The organism is Caulobacter soli, from assembly GCF_011045195.1.
GTDB classification, from domain to species: Bacteria; Pseudomonadota; Alphaproteobacteria; order Caulobacterales; family Caulobacteraceae; genus Caulobacter; species Caulobacter soli.
Genome location: NZ_CP049200.1, coordinates 73684 through 92361 on the forward strand (window position 1 = coordinate 73684; position 18678 = coordinate 92361).

General features: G+C 69.0%; 15 protein-coding genes. 1 reads left to right on the plus strand and 14 read right to left on the minus strand.

Going from position 1 to position 18678, the window contains the following annotated elements; all coding sequences use genetic code 11:
- The 7 genes from G3M62_RS24885 to G3M62_RS24915 form a co-directional block, all read right to left on the minus strand.
- Entirely contained in the window at positions 1 to 501 is a 501-nt protein-coding gene (locus G3M62_RS24885) for an HTH domain-containing protein (protein WP_165191497.1), read from the minus strand.
- 80 nt (positions 502 to 581) lie between these two features.
- Positions 582 to 1637: a Glu/Leu/Phe/Val dehydrogenase family protein gene (locus tag G3M62_RS24890; protein ID WP_165191498.1), complete on the minus strand. Its 1056-nt coding sequence runs from the start codon at positions 1635 to 1637 to the stop codon at positions 582 to 584.
- A 37-nt stretch (positions 1638 to 1674) separates the two neighbouring features.
- Positions 1675 to 2751, minus strand: a complete 1077-nt coding sequence (locus G3M62_RS24895; protein ID WP_165191499.1) for a branched-chain amino acid aminotransferase — start codon at positions 2749 to 2751, stop codon at positions 1675 to 1677.
- Between the two features lie 33 nt (positions 2752 to 2784).
- Complete coding sequence (locus G3M62_RS24900) at positions 2785 to 3546, minus strand: SDR family NAD(P)-dependent oxidoreductase (protein WP_165191500.1); 762 nt, start codon at positions 3544 to 3546, stop codon at positions 2785 to 2787.
- Positions 3547 to 3558: 12 nt separating this feature from the next.
- Positions 3559 to 4740, minus strand: a complete 1182-nt coding sequence (locus G3M62_RS24905; RefSeq protein WP_165191501.1) for an acetyl-CoA C-acyltransferase — start codon at positions 4738 to 4740, stop codon at positions 3559 to 3561.
- 10 nt (positions 4741 to 4750) lie between these two features.
- On the minus strand, positions 4751 to 5878 hold the full coding sequence (locus tag G3M62_RS24910; protein ID WP_165191502.1) for an acyl-CoA dehydrogenase family protein: 1128 nt from the start codon (positions 5876 to 5878) through the stop codon (positions 4751 to 4753).
- Between the two features lie 2 nt (positions 5879 to 5880).
- Positions 5881 to 9384 carry an indolepyruvate ferredoxin oxidoreductase family protein gene (locus G3M62_RS24915; RefSeq protein ID WP_425483868.1) on the minus strand — a complete coding sequence of 1168 codons (3504 nt, stop codon included), beginning with the start codon at positions 9382 to 9384 and terminating at the stop codon, positions 5881 to 5883.
- Positions 9385 to 9489: 105 nt separating this feature from the next.
- Between G3M62_RS24915 and G3M62_RS24920 the strand changes: the two genes are divergently transcribed.
- On the plus strand, positions 9490 to 9972 hold the full coding sequence (locus G3M62_RS24920) for an Lrp/AsnC family transcriptional regulator (RefSeq protein ID WP_165191504.1): 483 nt from the start codon (positions 9490 to 9492) through the stop codon (positions 9970 to 9972).
- Between the two features lie 16 nt (positions 9973 to 9988).
- Here the strand turns inward: G3M62_RS24920 and bioB are convergent, their stop codons facing one another.
- From bioB to G3M62_RS24955, 7 genes are all read right to left on the minus strand, one after another.
- Positions 9989 to 11008, minus strand: coding sequence for a biotin synthase BioB (gene bioB, locus G3M62_RS24925; protein WP_165191505.1), 1020 nt, complete (start codon positions 11006 to 11008; stop codon positions 9989 to 9991).
- Between the two features lie 3 nt (positions 11009 to 11011).
- Positions 11012 to 11500 (minus strand): MerR family transcriptional regulator, encoded by a 489-nt coding sequence (locus tag G3M62_RS24930; protein WP_165191506.1) that lies wholly within the window; start codon positions 11498 to 11500, stop codon positions 11012 to 11014.
- Positions 11500 to 11991, minus strand: a complete 492-nt coding sequence (locus G3M62_RS24935) for a MerR family transcriptional regulator (protein ID WP_165191507.1) — start codon at positions 11989 to 11991, stop codon at positions 11500 to 11502. The genes G3M62_RS24930 and G3M62_RS24935 overlap by 1 nt, the downstream gene beginning before the upstream one ends.
- Positions 11992 to 12005: 14 nt before the next feature.
- Positions 12006 to 14018 (minus strand): acetyl-CoA carboxylase biotin carboxylase subunit, encoded by a 2013-nt coding sequence (locus tag G3M62_RS24940; protein WP_165191508.1) that lies wholly within the window; start codon positions 14016 to 14018, stop codon positions 12006 to 12008.
- The gene (locus G3M62_RS24945; protein WP_165191509.1) at positions 14018 to 14287 is read right to left on the minus strand and encodes a hypothetical protein; all 270 of its coding nucleotides are present in this window, start codon (positions 14285 to 14287) and stop codon (positions 14018 to 14020) included. Before G3M62_RS24945 ends, G3M62_RS24940 begins: the two co-directional genes overlap by 1 nt.
- Positions 14288 to 14307: 20 nt before the next feature.
- Positions 14308 to 15876, minus strand: a complete 1569-nt coding sequence (locus G3M62_RS24950; RefSeq protein WP_165191510.1) for an acyl-CoA carboxylase subunit beta — start codon at positions 15874 to 15876, stop codon at positions 14308 to 14310.
- Positions 15877 to 16204: 328 nt separating this feature from the next.
- Entirely contained in the window at positions 16205 to 18667 is a 2463-nt protein-coding gene (locus G3M62_RS24955) for a S9 family peptidase (protein ID WP_165191511.1), read from the minus strand.
- Between the last annotated feature and the right edge of the window lie 11 nt (positions 18668 to 18678).

Here is an 18678-nt window from a genome sequence, read left to right on the forward strand (position 1 = left end):
TCAGGCCTCTGGATCGCCGCCGGGCTTCGACCCCAGTATGGCGGCGGCCGTGGCGATGCGTCTGAGCACCGTCCGGGTAAACCGCAATTCGCCCTGGCCCACCGCCTTGTCCGTCAGCAGGCTTCGAAACCAGGCCTGGGCGGTTGCGACATCTGGATGCACGGCCTCGATGCGATAGTCGTGCGCCCCGGCGATCTGGGCGACGACCATGACCGACCGGTCGCGGGTCAGGCGGCCTTCGAACTCGCCCAAAGCGGCGGCATCGACCATTCGCCCCCGCACATAGGCGACGCATTCGCAGGCGTCCTCGCCGGGTCGCGTCAGCATCTCGGTGCGCAGAACGCCGCTCTGGCGCAGAAGGGCCATGGCGTTGGCGGCGGCTTTCCGCGACACGCCAAGGGCGGCGGCCAATTGCTCGCCCGTCGGCCAGGGCGCGCCTTCAAGACGCGCCAGCAAGGTCAGCAGCGAGCGGGTAGGAACGCCGCGCGCCAGATCTCGCATGGCCGCCAGGTTTCGCGCGCGCGTCAAGGGCGCCGCGACCGCCGGGCGATCGGGGGGCGACCTGGACGCGGCGCGCTGGCTCACGCCTCGACCCTGGCCAGGACCGGGGCGGCCAGGATGTCGTCGACCATGGCCTGGGCGACGCGGAACGGCGCCCTGCCCTGCTGGTCGGCCAGACGCAGGATGTCGCCGACCCGCGGTCCGATCACGCGCACTTTTTCGTCCACCCGATCGGCGTTGCGCCCGCGAAATTCCTCCACGGCGCAAATGATCCCGCCAGCGTTGGCCACGTAGTCCGGAACGTAGAGAACGCCACGCTGCGCCAGCTGGTCGCCGTCTTCCGGCGTGGCCAGCTGGTTGTTGGCGGCGCCCACCACATATTGCGCGTTGAGGTCGGGGATGGTTTGCGGGTTGAGGATCCCGCCAAGCGCGCAGGGCGCCAGAATGTCGACGGGCGCGCGCAGGATCAGGCTCGGATCGACCATCACCGCGCTATAGCGCTCGGCGACCTCCATGGCGCGGTCGCCCGACACGTCGCTGACGATCAGGTCCGCCCCGGCCTCGGCCAACAGCCCGCATAGACGCCCGCCGACCGCGCCCAATCCCTGCACCGCGACCTTCACGCCGCGCCAAGGACGTCCGGCATCGTCGAGGACCGCCTGCATCGCGCAAAACACGCCCAGGGCCGTCCAGGGCGACGGATCTCCGCCCGCGCGGCCTTCGGCCGGCGGCAGGCCCGCGATGTGGCGCGTGCGCGTCCGGACGACCTGCATGTCGGCGACGGAGGTGCCCACGTCCTCGGCCGAGATGTACCGCCCGCCGAGCTCCTCAAGAATGTCGCCAAAGGCCGTGAAGATCGCCGCGCGCGACGCCTTGCCCGGTTCGCGAAGCCACAGGACGGATTTGCCGCCGCCCACGTCGAGTTCGGCCATGGCGTTCTTGTAGGTCATGCCCTCGGAGAGACGCAGGGCGTCGGAGAGGGCGTCGGCCTCGGTCTGGTATCGCCACATCCGAGCGCCGCCGAACGCCGGGCCCAGGCGTGTGGAGTGAAGGGCTATGAAGAAGGTCACGCCAAGGTCGGGACGGTCCGCGCGATAGACCGCCTCGTGCGTCTGGGAGGGGATTTGTTCGAGCATGGTGTCGTTTCCGCTGAAGTGAGACCGCCGCCGGCGGCTAAGAGGCCGTGACCGGGTGCAGCCAGGCGTGGGGATCGGGGGCCGCGCCGCGCTGGATGGCGACGAGCTGCTCGCGCAGGCGGCGCGTGATCGGGCCGTCGGTCCGGTCACCGATGGGGAAGGCTCCGCCGGCGTGACGCACCTCGCCGACGGCCGCGACGACCGCGGCCGTGCCGCAGGCGAAGACCTCGCGCAGCCGTCCGCTGGCCGCGTCGGCCCGCCAGCTGTCGAACCCGTAGGGCCGCTCCTCGACGCGAAGACCGGCGTCCTGGGCCAGGGCGATGATCGAGGCGCGGGTGATCCCCGGCAGGATCGCGCCGCTGAGCGGCGGGGTGACCAGCACCTCGTCGAACACGAAGAAGATGTTCATGCCGCCCAATTCCTCGACCCAGCGATGTTCGGCCGCGTCGAGGAAGACCACCTGATCGCAGCCGTTTCGGGTCGCCTCGGCCTGGGCGATCAGGCTGCCGGCGTAGTTGCCGCCGCACTTGGCGTCGCCGGTGCCTCCCGGCGCGGCGCGGGTGTAGTCGTCGGAGACCCAGAGGGTGATGGCCTTGGCCCCGCCCTTGAAATAGGCCCCCACCGGGCAGGCGATGACGCAGAAGGTGTATGCCTCCGCCGGCCGCACGCCCAGAAAGGCTTCGCTGGCGAACATGAACGGCCGCAGGTAGAGGCTGCCCTCCCCTCCTGGAATCCAGTCGGCGTCGATCTTCACCAGCGCCTCGACCGCCTGAAGGAACAGGGCTTGGGGCACCGCGGGCATGGCCAGCCGCTCGGCCGACCGGGCGAAACGCCGCGCGTTCTCGGCGGGACGGAACAGGGCCACGCCGCCGTCGGCGGTCTTGTAGGCCTTCATGCCCTCGAAGACTTCCTGGGCGTAGTGCAGCACGGCCGCCGCCGGATCGAGCATGAAGGGCTCGCGCGCGCGCACCTGGCCGTCGTGCCAGCCCTGATCGGAGGTCCAGCGAAGGGTCACCATGTGGTCGGTGAACACCTTGCCGAAACCGGGGTTTTCCAGCAGGGCCGCGCGGAGGTCGGCGGGCGTCGCGCGAGGGTGCGGCAGGGTGGTGAACATGGCTTCAATCTCGGCGGTTGAGAGGCGGCGGACCTAGCGGGGCGCCATGCGCAGGGCGGCGTCGAGCCGAATGGTCTCGCCGTTGAGCATGGGGTTGGTGATGATGGCCTCGACCAGCTGGGCGTATTCGCCAGGCTGGCCCAGGCGATTGGGGTGCGGGGCCTTCTGACCCAGGGAGTCCTGGGCCGCCTGCGGCAGGCCCGCCAGCATCGGGGTCCAGAACAGGCCCGGCGCGATCGTCATCACCCGGATCCTGGAGGCGGCCAGCTCGCGCGCCACCGGCAGGGTCAGGCCCGCGACGCCGGCCTTGGACGCGGCGTAGGCGGCCTGTCCGATCTGGCCGTCGAAGGCGGCGATCGAGGCGGTGTTGACGATCACGCCCCGCTCCTCGCCCACCGGCTCGGCGGCCTGCAGGCGTGCGGAAAAGCGCGATAGGACCAGGAAGGTGCCGACCAGGTTGATCTCGATCGCCTTGCGAAAGGCGTCGATCGGATGGGGCTTGGCCTCGCGGCCGACTGTCTTGATGGCCGGGGCGACCCCCGCGCAATTGACCAGGATGCGCGCCGGGCCATGCGCGGCCTGGGCGGCGTCCAGCCCGGCCTCGACGCTGGCCTCATCGGTGACGTCGACAGGGTGGTAGAGCCCGCCGATCTCGTCGGCGACGGCCTGGCCCTCGGCGGCGTTGGGGTCGAAGACGGCGACCTTGGCGCCGCGGCGGGCCAGCAGGCGGGCCGTGGCGGCCCCGAGGCCCGAGGCGGCGCCGGTGACGATCGCCGATGTTCCTTGGATATTCATGGGTCGTGGTTCCTAGATCAGTTCCAGCGCCACGGCGGTCGCCTCGCCGCCGCCGATGCACAGGGCCGCGACTCCGCGCTTGAGGCCCCGGGCCTGCAGCGCCGCGACCAGGGTGGCCAGCACTCGCGCGCCCGAAGCGCCGATCGGGTGTCCCAGGGCCGTGGCCCCGCCGTTGACGTTGAGGCGCGCGTGATCGACGCCGAGATCCCGCATGGCGATCATCGCCACGACCGCGAAGGCCTCGTTGACCTCGAACAGATCGACGTCCTGGATGTGCCAGCCGGCCTTGACCAGCGCCTTGCGGATGGCGAACACCGGCGCGGTCGTGAACAGCGCCGGCTCGTGGGCGTGGGCGGCGGTGGCGACGATGCGGGCGGCCTGGGCCAGGCCCAGGCGCTGCGCCACGCTCTGGCGGGTCAGCACCAGGGCGGCCGCGCCGTCGGAGATCGAGGCCGAGGTCGCCGCGGTGATCGTGCCGTCCTTGGCGAAGGCGGGCCGCAGGCCCGGCGCCTTGGCCGGATCGATCTTGCCCGGCTGCTCGTCCTGGGAGACCAGGATCTCGCCGCCGCGCGTCTTGACGCTGACCGGGACGATCTCGGCGTCGAACGTGCCGCTGGAAATGGCCCGCGTCGCCCGCGTCAGGGTCTCCAGCGCATAGGCGTCCTGGTCGGCGCGGCTGAACCGGTAGGCCGCGGCCGTGGCTTCGGCGAAGGCCCCCATCGGCCGACCGGGCTCATAGGCGTCTTCCAGCCCGTCCATCATCATCGTGTCGATGATCCGGTCATGGCCGATGCGCGCCCCCGAGCGGTGTTTGGGCAGGGCGTAGGGGGCGTTGGTCATGCTCTCCATGCCGCCGGCCACGATCAGATCGACCGCGCCGCTGGTCAGGGCCTCGCCGGCCATGATCGCCGCCTGCATGCCGCTGCCGCACATCTTGTTGACGGTGGTGGCCTCGACGCTGCGCGGCAGGCCGGCGGCCAGGGCCGCTTGGCGAGCCGGGGCCTGGCCCAGGGCGGCCGGCAGCACGCAGCCCATATAGATGCGCTCGACCGCGGCCGGGTCGGCGCCCGACCGCGCCACGGCGGCGCGCACGGCCGCGGCCCCCAGGTCGACGGCGCTCAAACCGGAAAAGGCGCCCTGGAAAGCCCCCATGGGCGTGCGGGCGAAGCTGGAGATGACGATGGGATCGGACATGAGGGTCTCCTTAGAGCGCGCGGGCGATGACCAGGCGCTGGATGTCGGAGGCGCCCTCATAGATCTGGCAGACCCGGACATCGCGATAGATCTTGGCCAGGCCGAACTCCTCCAGATAGCCGTAGCCGCCCAGGGTCTGAATCGCGCCCGACACCACGGCCTCGGCCGTCTCGGAGGCGAACAGCTTGGCCATCGAAGCCTGGGTCAGGCAGGGCTCGCCGGCGTCCTTCAAGGCGGCGGCCGACAACACCAGTTGCCGCGCGGCCTCCAGACGGGTGGCCAGGTCGGCCAGACGGAAGCCCACGGCCTGGTGGTCGATGATCGCCTTGCCGAAGGTCTTGCGCTCCTTGGCGTAGCCGACGGCGATCTCCAGCGCCGCACGCGCCATGCCCACGCTCTGGGCGGCGATGCCGATGCGGCCGGCTTCCAGATTGGACAGGGCGATGCGATAGCCCTCGCCCTCCCCGCCCAGCCGCAGGTCCTCTTCCAGGAAAAGATCGTCGAAGCGGATGGCGCAAGTGTCCGAGGCCCCCTGCCCTAGCTTGTGCTCGACCTTGTCGACGCCATAGCCGGGCCGATCGGTGGGGACCAGGAAGGCGGTGATGCCGCGCTTGCCGGCGGCCGGATCGGTGACGGCGAAGACCATGGCGAGACCCGCGATCTTGCCCGAGGTGATGAACTGCTTGGACCCGGTCAGACGGTAGCCGCCCTCCGTCCTGACCGCGCGCGTGCGGATCGCCGAAGCGTCGGAGCCGGCGTCGGCTTCGGTCAGGGCGAAGGCCCCGATCGTCCGGCCGGCGATCAGGTCGGGCAAGAAGCGGGCCTTTTGGGCGGCGTCGCCGTCCTTGAGCAGGCCGCCGACGATCAGGCTGTTCTGGATCGAGACGATCGTCGACAGGGCTCCGTCGGCGGCCGCCAGTTCGATCAGGGCCAGGGCGTAGGAGACATAGTCGGCGCCGACGCCGCCTTCGGACTCCGGGACGACAAAGCCCATCAGACCCAATTCCGCCAACGCCCGCAGCAATTGCGGCGGATAGCCGCCAGCCTGTTCGAAGGCGGCGCTGTGCGGACGAATCTCCGCTTGCGCGAAGCTGCCGACAGCGTCGCGCAGGGCCTGTTGAGTATCGGTCAGCAGCATGGTCAGGCGACTCGGGTGACGGGTGGAACCGACAGGGCGCAGGCCTGGATCAGCTTGGCGCGACGTTCGGCGTAGAGCTTCATGGCCTCCTCCTTCACCGGTCCGTAGCCGCGCACCATGTCCGGCAACTGGGCCAGGGCGGTGGCGGTGCTCAGGCCGACCTGGTCGAGACGGGCGCAGAGCTGGCCGATGGTCGCGGCGTACTCCCGCGCCAGCGCTCGCTCGGCCCGGCGCTCGGCGGTGGCGCCGAAGGGGTCGGCCCAGGTCCCGCGCAAGCCCTTCATCGCCGCCAGCAGGCCGAAGGCCTTGAAGATCCACGGGCCGAACTTGCGTTTGGCCGGACGGCCGGTGACAGGGTCGACGCGCGACAGGATCGGCGGGGCCAGCCAGACCGACAGCTTGCCGACTCCGGAGAACTGCGCCTCGAGCGCCTCTCGGAAGGCCGGCTCGGCATAGAGCCGCGCCACCTCGTACTCGTCCTTGTAGGCCATCAGCCGATAGGCGTTGACCGCGACGGCCCGCACGAAGGCCTCGCCCTTGACGCTCAACGGCGCGGCGGCGGCCTGGGCGCGCGCGACCAGCGTCCGGTAGCGCTCGGCGTAGGCGGCGTCCTGGTAGGCGGTCAGGTCGGCGACCCGGCGGGCGATCAGCGCGTCGATCGCTTCGTCGGCGGGCTTGGCGACCGGCGCGGCGGCGGCAAGACCCGCCATCGTCTCGACGGCGGCCAGGTCGACGGCGGCCATGCGCCCCCAGGCGAAGGCGCGCTTGTTCAACTCGACCGCCGCGCCGTTGGCCTCGATGGCCCGTTCGAAGGCTCGGGCCGAGACCGGGACAAGGCCCTTCTGCCAAGCGTAGCCGACCAGGAAGGTGTTGGCCGCGACGTTGTTGCCAAACAGGCCCTCGGCGATGCGGGTGGCGCTGACCAGGAAGCCCTTGTCGCCGGCCCGGCCCAGCAGGGTCTCGATCATCCGCGCGCTGGGCAGGGCCGCGTCGCGGTTGGTGACCCCGTCGGCGGTCGGGGTCTCGTCGCCGTTGAGAACGATGGCGCCGCGTCCCTCGCCAAACTTGACCAGGGCGTCGGGGCTGGCGGCCACCACGCTGTCGGCGCCCAGCAGCAGGTCGACTTCACCGGCCCCGATGCGCACGGCGTGAATGGCGTCGCTGCCCGAGGCGATGCGCACCTGGCTGACGACCGCCCCGTTCTTTTGGGCCAGGCCGGTGAAGTCCAGCACCGTGGCGGCCGCGCCGTCCAGGTGCGCGGCCGTGCCCAACAGAGCGCCGACCGTCAGCACGCCAAGACCGCCGATCCCGGCGACATAGATGTTGTAGACCCCTTGCGGCGTTGGGACAGAGGGTTCGGGCAGCGCGCCGAAGCGTTCAATCTCGAAGGCCTTGATCCGTGCGCCGTCGGGCTTGCGCAGCCTGGGCGCGGCGACTTCGACGAAGCTGGGGCAAAAGCCTTTGACGCAGGAAAAGTCCTTGTTGCAGCTGGACTGGTTGATCTTGCGCTTGCGGCCGAACGCGGTCTCCAGCGGCTCGACGGCGATGCAGTTGGACTGAACCGAGCAATCGCCGCAGCCCTCGCAGACCCGCGGGTTGATGAACAGGCGCATGTCCGGGTCGGGGAAGTCGCCGCGCTTGCGACGGCGACGCTTCTCGGCCGCGCAGGTCTGCTCGTAGACGATGGCGGTGACGCCCGGAATCTGGCGCATCTCGCGCTGCAGGGCGTCCATCTCGTCGCGATGCTGGATGCGCACGCCGGCGGGAACCGTGCCGGCCTGGCGCCACTTGCCCGGGTCGTCGCTGACCAGACGGACCTGGCCCACGCCCTCGGCCAGCAGCTGGGCGATGATTTTCTCGGGCGTTGGCGAGCCTTCGGCCACCTGGCCGCCGGTCATGGCCACCGCGTCGTTGTAGAGGATCTTGTAGGTGATGTTGGCCTTGCCGGCGATCGCCGCGCGGATCGCCAGCAGGCCGCTGTGCTGATAGGTGCCGTCGCCCAGGTTCTGGAAGATGTGGCCGGTCGTGGAGAACGGCGCCGCGCCCAGCCATTGCATGCCCTCCCCGCCCATCTGGCTGATGGTCGAGGTCTTCAGCAGCGGTTGGGAGACGGCCATCACGTGGCAGCCGATGCCGCCGCCGGAGATCGAGCCGTCTGGGGTCTTGGTCGAGCTGTTGTGCGGGCAGCCCGAGCAGAAGAACGGCTGGCGCGCCGGGAAGGCGATGACCTTTCCGCTCGACCGCCGGGTCGTCAGCCGCGCCAGGCGGTCGACCAGGCCGACAGGATCCTCGCCCTTCAGGCGGCTGACCAGGGCCGTGGCCACCATGTCGGGGGTGAATTCCGAAATGACCGGCAACAGTTGGGCGCCGGCGTCGTCGGTCTTGCCGGTCACCCGGGTCCGCGCGGCGTTGCGGTTGAACAGCGCCGCCTTGATCTGATCCTCGACCGTCGGGTTCTTTTCCTCGACGACGAGGATTTCCTGGGCGCCGTCGGCGAAGGCCAGCAGGGGTTCGACGGCCAGGGGCCAGCTCATCGCCACCTTGTAGACCGACAGGCCCAGGGCCTCGGCCTCCTGCGCGCCCACGCCCAGGTCGGTCAGGGCCTGCATCAGATCCTGGTGGGCCTTGCCGACGGTGACGACGCACAGGCGCTTGCGGCGGCTGGCCAGGATCGGGCGGTCCAGGCCGTTGGCCGCCGCCCAGCCGATCGCGGCGGGCAGGCGCTCCTCGATGGCCCGGCGCTCATACTCGGCGCGCTGGCCCGGCCAGGCAAGGCCCGGATCCCAGTTCAGGCCGTGGGCCGGGACCAGGTGATCGGGGCGAATGAAACGGGGATAGGCGTCCGGCAGCTCGAACGAGGCGGCGCTTTCGACCACCTCGGCGATGGTCTTCATGCCCACCCACAGGCCGCTGAACCGCGACAGGGCGATGCCCGCCAGGCCCAGGGTCAGGATCTCCGACACGTCGGCCGGCTGCAGCACCGGCATCAGCACCGCCTGGAAGATGCCGTCGGTCTGATGGGGAAAGATGGATGACTGGGCGGCGTGGTCATCGCCCCCAACGGCGAGCACGCCGCCCAGTCCCGACGTCCCGGTCATGTTGGCCATGCGAAACGCATCGCCCGTCCGGTCGACCCCGTTGCCCTTGCCGTACCAGATGCCGAACACGCCATCGACCTTGGCCGGCCCGAAGGCCTTGTGCATCTGGGCGCCCCACAGGGCGGTGGCGGCCAGATCCTCGTTGAGGCCCGGCTGGAACACCACGTCGTGGGCCGCCAGATGCTTCTGGGCCTTCCACAATTGTTGGTCATAGGCGCCCAGGGGCGAGCCGCGATAACCCGACACCAGCCCGCCGGTGTTCAGACCCATCGAACGGTCCAGCCGGCGCTGCATCATCGGCAGACGCACCAGGGCCTGGATGCCGGTCATGAAGGTGGGACCGCTCTCCGCGTTGTAAATCGCGTCCAGGCTGGTGATCCGTTCCGCGGTCATGCTCTTGCTCCCTATCGGCGGAAAATAGCCGAAAAGAGGATGAGATATCGACCAAATACACCTCTGTATCGCGAAGGGTTTTGGTGGATTCCACCACGATTTTTCGATAAACGAGCGGATATGACCACACGCCGAAAACTCGATCCGATCGACCTGCGCATTCTCAAGGCGCTGAGCCGGGACGGACGCATCGCCTGGAGCGAACTGGCCGACGAGGTGGGCCTGTCGACGAGCCCGACCCTGCGCCGCGTGCGTCTGATGGAGGAGGAAGGGATCATCAAGGGCTACGCCGCGCGCCTGGATGAAACGCGGCTGATCGGCGAGATCCCGGTGTTTGTCTCGGTGACGCTGGAACGCCAGGTCCGCGACGTCCTGGCCCGGTTCGAGGCCGCCGTCTCGATCCTCCCGGAGGTGATGGGCGGCTATCTGATGAGCGGCAGCCAGGACTACATGCTGCACGCCTTCGTGCGTGATCTGGCGCACTATCGCGACCTTCTGGATCGGCTGACCGAGATGGAGGGGATCGCCCACATCCAATCCAGCTTCGTCCTGAAGAGCTTCCTGTCGCGGACCGCGCCTTTGCTCGGCGACACCGCGGCCTAGGCAAGCTGTTCGCCCGTCAGGCGATCCCCATGAGCTCGACGCTTCGCAGCTTTTGGTCGACCGGACCTGCCGCCCGCATGGGCCGCAGGTCCAGGTCCTGGAAGAGAGCGCTGTCCTCGTCCTGGCCGGGCAGAGGCGTGGTCAGCAGCTTGCCGCCGACGAAGATCGAGTTGGCGCCGGCCATGAAACACAGGGCCTGCAGCTCGCGGCTCATGTCGTCGCGACCGGCCGACAGGCGGACCATCGACTTGGGGCAGACGATCCGGGCCACGGCCACGGTGCGCACGAACTCCAGGCCGTCGATTTCGCCCTCGCGCTTGACCTTGTCGCCCAGCGGCGTGCCCGCGACGGGGACCAGGGCGTTGACCGGCAGGCTGTCGGGATGGCTGGGCAGGGTGGCCAGCTGGTGCAGCAGGCTGGCGCGGTCGCGGCGGGTCTCGCCCATGCCGACGATGCCGCCGCAGCAGGTGCTCATGCCCGCGTCGCGGACATAGGCCAGGGTGTCGAGCCGCTCCTGGTAGGTGCGGGTTGTGACCACGTCGCCGTAGTATTCCGGGCCGGTGTCGAGGTTGTGGTTGTAGTAGTCCAGGCCGGCGTCCTTCAGCGACTTGGCCTGCTCGGGCGTCAGCATGCCCAGGGTGGCGCAGGTCTCCAGGCCCAGGGCCTTCACGCCGCCGATCATCGCCGCCAGCTTGGGCAGGTCGCGGTCCTTCAGTTCGCGCCAGGCCGCGCCCATGCAGAAGCGCTGGGCTCCGCCGTCGCGGGCCTCGCGGGCCTTGGCGATCACCACGTCGGCGTCCAGCAGCTTCTCGGCCTTCAGGCCGGTCTTGAAGTGGGCCGACTGGCTGCAATAGCCGCAGTTCTCGGCGCAGCCGCCGGTCTTGACCGACAGCAGCTGCGACAGCTGCACTTCCGAAGGGTCGAACCAGGCCCGGTGCACGGTCGCGGCCTGAAACACCAGCTCCATGAAGGGCAGGTCGAACAGGGCTTCCACCTGGGGAAGCGTCCAGTCGTGGCGGGGCTGATCATCGGTCATGGTCTAGGCCTTCAGGCGGGAAAGATAGCTGACGATCGCATCGCGCTGCTGATCCAGGCTCAATAGCCGAGCTTCCAGCCGGCTCCGTATCTCCGGTGAGGGCCCGCCGTCGTCGGCCAACAGCACGACGATTTCGGAAATCGCCAGGCCCAACCGCTTGAGCTCGACGATCGTCCCGAGCTTCGCCTGGGTGGACGCGGTCAGGATGCGCATGTTCTTGTAACCGCGCTCGCATTCGATCAGGCCCATGTCCTCGTAGAGCCGGATGGTCCGCAGGGTCAGGCCCAGTTGTCGGCTGACCTCACTGATGGTCGAGCACGCGGGCCCGGTCCTGGGGGCCGGGTCCCGGGGGCCAAGGGGCGATTGGACCGTCATCGGACGCGGCTGGGTTTGGGGTCGTTGAAGCGGTTGGACGCCGCGTCGACGATGACGTTCCAGCAGGGCCAAGGCGGCCTTGGTGCGAGGACCGGGGATCGGCAGGTCTTGATCCATCACGCCGGCTCCACAAGCGCCTTGGGCCTGACGAACCTGAACCGGGTCGATGGCGGCAACGGGCTGGCGTCGGCGCCGGAAGCGGCGTTCTGGCGCGGCTCGTCGACGGGACTTGGGGGCGGACCGCACGCTTGATCGGTCGCCGGCGGGGGCAAGACCCGCAGCATGGCGTCGATCCTGGCGATCTGGCGCTGTCGGTCGGCCTGGACGTCAAGCAGCGCGACGCGCAGGGCCTCAGCCTGGGCCTGGGGCTGCTTCTGTAAGAGGAGAATGGCGCGGATCCTGGCGATCGGCAGATCGATGTCGCGCAGGGCGACAATGGTCTCGATGGTCGCCACGGTGTCGGCGTCGTAGGCCCGGGTGTTGTGGGCGATGCGGCGCGAACGGATCAGGCCCTGATCCTGGTAGTGGCGCAGGGTGCGCGGCGTCACGTTCAGCCGGCGGGCCAGCTCCGCGATCGGAACCAGGCTGGTCGGGACACCGGGCGTCAAGGCAGGGCCGTTCCTCATCGGGCGAACTCGACCAGCACTTCATCCGCCGCGACGGGATCGCCGCCCTTGGCGTTGACGGCCTTGACCACGCCGTCACGCTCGGCGCGGATGATGTTCTGCATCTTCATGGCCTCGAGCACGCAGACGACCTCGCCCTCGCGGACCTGCTGGCCGGTGACGACGTCCATGCTGACCACCAGGCCCGGCATCGGCGAGAGCACCAGCTTGGAGGTGTCGGCCGCCTGCTTCTCGGGCAGCTTGTCGTGCAGCTCGGCCGAACGCGGGGTCAGGACCAGCACCTTGGCCTTGGCGGCCCGGTGGCGGATCACGAAGCCCTCGGCGGCCGGGGTCACCTGGACGGTGAAGGCCTTGCCGTCGAGCTTGCCCTTGAACACCGGCTTGCCAGGACGCCAATCGAGGGTCTCCAGGCTGATCGTTCGTCCTTCGCCCAGCAGTTCGACGCTCAACGGCGCCTCGCCCAGCGACGCGCCGCCCGACAGCCGGACCCGCCGCTTGGCGTGACCGACGGCCACGACCCATTCGGTGCGGATCGGATTGCTCAGCCCCGCCTCGGTCGACCGCGCCCGGGCGGCATAGACCCGCTGCATGGCCGCGCCGACGGCGGTCAGCACGTCGACCTGCTCGGGCGTCGGCTCAACGCCTTTGAAGCCGTCGGCGAACTCGTCCTTGATGTAGTTGGTCGAGATGACGCCCGAGCGATAACGCGCCTGGTCCATCACGGCGGCCAGGAACGGGATGTTCTGGCCCAGGCCCTCGATGTGGAAGTCCTCCAGCGCCCGGCCCATGCCGTCGATCGCCGCCAGGCGGGTCGGCGCCCAGGTGCAGAGCTTGGAGATCATGGGGTCGTAGTACATCGAGATCTCGTCGCCCTCGCGCACCCCGGCGTCGTTGCGGACGGTGTAGCCCTCGTGCTGGCCCTCTTCCGGCGGGTCGTAGCGGACGAGACGTCCGATCGACGGCAGGAACTTGCGGTAGGGGTCCTCGGCGTAGATGCGGCTCTCGATGGCCCAGCCGTTGATCTTCAGGTCCTGCTGTTCGAAGGCCAGTTTCTCGCCCCAGGCCGAGCGGATCATCTGCTCGACCAGGTCCAGGCCGGTGATCAGCTCGGTGACCGGATGCTCGACCTGCAGGCGGGTGTTCATCTCCAGGAAGAAGAAGCTCTTGTCCTGGCCGGCCACGAATTCGACCGTGCCGGCGCTGTCGTAGTTCACGGCCTTGGCCAGGGCCACGGCCTGGGCGCCCATGGCGGCGCGGGTGGCCTCGTCGAGCAGCGGGCTCGGGGCCTCCTCGATGACCTTCTGGTTGCGGCGCTGGATCGAGCATTCGCGCTCGAACAGGTGGACGACATTGCCGTGCTTGTCGCCCAGCACCTGGATCTCGATGTGGCGCGGGCTTTCGATGAACTTCTCGATGAAGATGCGGTCGTCGCCGAAGCTGGCCTTGGCCTCGGCCCGCACGGCCGGGAAGCCTTCCTCGACGTCCTGGCGATTCCAGGCCACGCGGATGCCCTTGCCGCCGCCGCCGGCGCTGGCCTTGATCATGACCGGATAGCCGACCTGCTCGGAAATCGTCACCGCGTGGGCCGTGTCGTCGATCTCGCCGATATGGCCGGGCACGCAGGACACGCCGGCCTTCTCGGCGAACTTCTTGCTCTCGATCTTGTCGCCCATCGCCGAGATCGCGCCGGGGTTGGGGCCGATGAACACCACGCCCTCGTCAGCGCAACGCTGAGCGAAGCCGGCGTTCTCGGAGAGGAAGCCGAAGCCCGGATGCACGGCCTCGGCGCCGGTCGATTTGCAGGCCGCGATGATCTTGTCGGCCACCAGGTAGGACTGGTTGGCGGGCGCGGGACCGATGTGGACGGTCTCGTCGGCCATCTCGACGGCCAGGCTGTCGGCATCGGCGTCGGAATAGACCACGACGGTCTTGATGCCCAACCGGCGGCAGGTCTTGATCACCCGCACCGCGATTTCGCCCCGGTTGGCGATGAGCAGCTTCTTGAACATCACAGGGGCTCCCAGTTGACCAGGGGCGTGCGGACGACGCGGCGCGTGGTCGAGAGATTTTGGATCTGGCCTTCGGCGTCGACGACGAGGATCTGACCATTGACAATCATGACCCCGTCGTCGGCGCGATGCAGGGACGCGGGCCGCGCGGCGCCTTGCTCGCGCAGCCAACGGCCCACGCGCCAGGCGATCTGTTGATGGCGGGACCGCGGCGGCAGGCCGCCGTCAAATCCGCGCTGGAGCACGGCCATCGCGTCTTCGAGCGGCATGGAGGGGGGCTTCGGCGCGGTCATAGCGGGATGTTGTCGTGCTTCTTCCAGGGGTTGGAGAGTTCCTTGCCCTTCAAGCTCTTCAACGCCCGGACGACGCGCTTGCGGGTGCCGTGCGGCATGATCACGTCGTCGATATAGCCGCGCGAGGCCGCGACGAACGGGTTGGCGAAGCAGTCCTTGTACTCGGCCTCACGAGCGGCCAGGGCCTCGGGGTCCTTGGCCTCCTGGCGGAAGATGATCTCGACCGCGCCCTTGGCCCCCATCACCGCGATCTCAGCGGTGGGCCAGGCGTAGTTGAAGTCGCCGCGCAGGTGCTTGGAGCTCATCACGTCATAGGCCCCGCCATAGGCCTTGCGGGTGATCAGGGTGATCTTCGGCACGGTGGCCTCGGCGTAGGCGAAGAGCAGCTTGGCGCCGTGTTTGATCAAACCGCCGTACTCCTGCTTGGTGCCCGGCATGAAGCCCGGCACGTCCACCAGCGTGATGATCGGGATGTTGAAGGCGTCGCAGAACCGCACGAAGCGGGCGGCCTTGCGCGAGCTGTCGATGTCCAGAACGCCGGCCAGCACCTGAGGCTGGTTGGCGACGATGCCGACGCTCTCGCCGTCCATGCGGGCGAAGCCGCAGACGATGTTCTTGGCCCACTCGCTGGAGATCTCGAAGAAGTCGGCCTCGTCGACGATCTTCAGGATCAGTTCCTTCATGTCGTAGGGCTTGCCCGGATCGCTGGGGATCAGGCTGTCCAGGCTGGGCTCGGCCCGGTAGGCCTCGTCGAAGCTCTCGCGCTCCGGCGCGGTCTCTCGATTGGAGGACGGCAGGAAGTCGATCAGCCGCCTGACCTGGGTCAGGGCCTCCAGGTCGTTCTCGAACGCCCCCTCGGCCACGCCGGACTTGGAGGCATGCACCCGGGCCCCGCCCAGTTCCTCGGCGGTGACCACCTCGTTGGTGACGGTCTTGACCACGTCGGGCCCCGTCACGAACATGTAGCTGGTGTCCTTCACCATGAAGATGAAGTCGGTCATGGCCGGCGAATAGACGTCGCCGCCGGCGCAGGGCCCCATGATCACGCTGATCTGCGGCACCACGCCCGAGGCCATGACGTTTTCCAAGAAGATGTCGGCATAGCCGGCCAGGCTGTCGACGCCCTCCTGGATGCGGGCGCCGCCCGCGTCGAACAGGCCGATGATCGGCGCGCCGACCTTCATGGCCTGGCGCTGGACCTTGACGATCTTGGCCGCGTGGGCCCCGCTCAGCGAGCCGCCGAACACCGTGAAGTCCTTGGAGAAGACGTAGACCACCTTGCCGTTGATGGTGCCCCAGCCGGTGACGACGCCGTCGCCGGAGATCTTCTGCTCGGCCATGCCGAACTCGACGCCGCGGTGCTCGACGAACATGTCGAACTCCTCGAAGCTGTCCTCGTCCAGCAGCAGGTCAATCCGCTCGCGCGCGGTCAGCTTGCCCTTGGCGTGCTGGGCGGCCACCCGCTTCTCGCCGCCACCGGCCCGGGCCTCTTCGCGACGCCGATCGAGTTCCTCGAGAACCGATTTGACGCCGGCGGCCGGAGCGCCGCGAAGCTGCTGGTTCACGCTCCGGCCCTCGTTGCACGCCGACCGCGATCGCGCGCCGCGGCCTTGGGCTGGGAGCCGAGCGCCTCACAAATTGAAGCCGCCGTGAGATGCATTCATCCTGTCCTGTTCGATGGAGTCGTGGGGCGCTCTTGGCCGGGGCGTGCGCCGCCTTCAAAGGCGTCCTCCCGCGGAGGTGTCGCCGCGCCGCAAGACGAATCTGTCGTTGTCGCACCCGGTCACGGCGCGACAACGACAGGTCGTCGTAAGCGGAAGATGTTCAGATCGTCGTCAGGCGCCGTTGCGTTCCTGGCCAGCCGCGTAGGGCCGGACCAGGAACCCGCGGCGGCTATTTCGCGGCGGTGATCGAGAAGTCCTTGGGCGGCGAGCCGCTTTGCAGATTGCGGACGAAGAAGTTCCACATCCGCTGAACGACGTAGGGATCCCACATCTCGGCGTGGACGTGGTTGGGCATGATGATCAGGTCGAACTCCTTGTTGGCCTTGGCCAGGGCGTCGGCCAGGGCCAGGGTTTGGGCCGGCGGGGCGTTTTCGTCGACGTCGCCCGCGGCGAGGGTCAAGGCGCCCTTCAGGTTGGGGGCCAGTTTGGTCAGGTCGGTGTCGGCGTAGTTGGTCGGCACCGCCTCGCCCGGCGTCGCCCCGGGGGCGTAGACGGGTTTGCCTTGGTAGACCTCCAGGGCGTTGCTGTAGAGCGCCGGCATCTGGTAGGGCCCGGCCACCGAGAAGGCGGCGTGGAAGGCCTCGGGGTGACGCAGCACGGCATTGGCCGAATAGTAGCCGCCGAACGACGCGCCGTAGATCCCGACCCGCGACAGGTCCAGTTCGGGGTTGCGCTCGGCCAGCTGCTTCATCGCGGCGATATGATCGGGGATGCCCGCGTCGGCGAAAGCCCCGTAGACGCTGTCGTGGAACGCCTTGTCGCGTCCGGCCGTGCCGCGCGCGTCGAGCACGAAGACGGCGAAGCCGAGCCGGGCCAGGGCGGCGGGCGCGGTGGCCGCGGTGTTGAACGCGCCCAGGAAGTTGTGGGGCACGGCCGAGACCTGGGGACCGTTATAGATGCCGTCGACCACCGGGATGCGTTGGCCGGACTTGCGGTTGGGCGGCCAGTAGATCACGCCGTAGAGATCGGTCTTGCCGTCCGCGGCCTTGACCGTGAAGGGTTCGGGCGGGACGTAACCCAGGGCGTCCAGCGCGGTCGTGTCGGCCGTCGCCAGACGCGTGACCTCGCGTCCGTCGCGCGTCGAGCGAATGACGCTGACTGGCGCCTTGCCGACCGTCGAGGCGGTGTCGACGAAATACTGGAAGTTGCTCGACACCGAGGACGGCGACACCTGCGCGCCCATCAGCATGGCGAACAGACGGCTCGGCGCGGCGGCGACCGCGTGGTCCAGACCCGGCGGGGTCAGGCGCACGGGCGCGCCGCGATCGAGCGAGACGCGATAGAGCATCCGCTCATAGGGATTGCCCTCCCCGGCCTTCACGCTGCCAGTGTAATAGAGCTCGCGGCGCTTTTCATCGACGGCGATGACATCGAACACCACCGACGGACCGGGGGTGAGCAGACGCTTAAGACGCCCGGCCCCGTCATAGAGATAGAGATGGCCATAGCCGTCGCGCTCGGAGAACCAGACGACTTCCTTGCCGCCGCCAAGAACGCGCACGTTCGGGCCGTTATAGATGGCGACATTGGTCTGGGAATAGGTGCGCGCGGTGGGCTCGTCGATGATCGTGCGAACCGCTCCGCTGGCCGCGTCGATTTCGAGCAACGAGAGCGTCTTGTTGTCGGACGTGCTGCCCAGGGCGAAGATCTTGGATTGATCGCTCGACCACCAGTCCGCGCCGTCCTGCACGCCGACGATCAGCGCGGTGGGGACCTCGACCTTGCGCTTGGCGCCCGTCGCCACGTCGATCACGAAGTTTTCCGTGATGGTCTGGTTGACGTCGCCGAGCTGGGCGCGGCGAATGGCGTAGGCTACCGGCGCCATGCCCTTGTCGGGCACCGACTGCAGATAGGGATAGGCGCGCACGGCGCGTTCGTCGATGCGCGGGACCAGCAGGCGGCTGGAATCCGGCGACCAGATCAGGCCGATCGGCGGCAGCTGCATGCCGTAGCGCTGAATGCGGACGGCCATCAGGCTGGCGTCCGACAGCTTGCCATAGCTGAGATAGGGCGCGCCATCGTCGGTCAGGGCGCGCTCGGCCCCGGTCTGGACGTCGCGGATCCACAGGTTGTCGGCCTTGCGGAAAGCGGCCCAGCGGCCGTCGGGCGAAAGGCTCTCGTTGAAGCGCGCCGCCGGCGGCTTGGCCGGGACGGCCGCGCCGGTCTGCGTCGTCCGGTCCCAGGTCAGGACGTGGGCCTTGGTGGTGATGGTGACTGTGCGGCGGTCAGGGCTGAACTGCAGATCGGCGACCGGCAGGCCGGAGGCGGCGGCGGTCTCGCCAGCCTTGGTCAGGGCGGCGGCCACGGCGGCGGCGTCGAAGGCCGGTTCGCTCTTGCCGCTGGCGGCGTCGACCAGGAGGAACTCCGAGCCGGCGGCCGCGTCACGCTGATACCAGGCCCACTGAGTGTCGCCGATCCAGTGCACGCTCGGCTTGCCGTTCTTGACCGCGGCCAGCAGGCGCGTCGGCATCAGTTTCGCCGCGGCCTGGTAGTCGGCCAGCGTCGGGCCGGTCTGGGCGAGCGCCGGCGCGCCGGCGCTCAGCAGCACGAACGAGGACACGCACAGGGCTCGGCGCAGGAGCCTTCCCATGCCCGGCGTTGTCGTCGATCTGGACTTTTCCTTAAGCATCATGATGTCTCCCC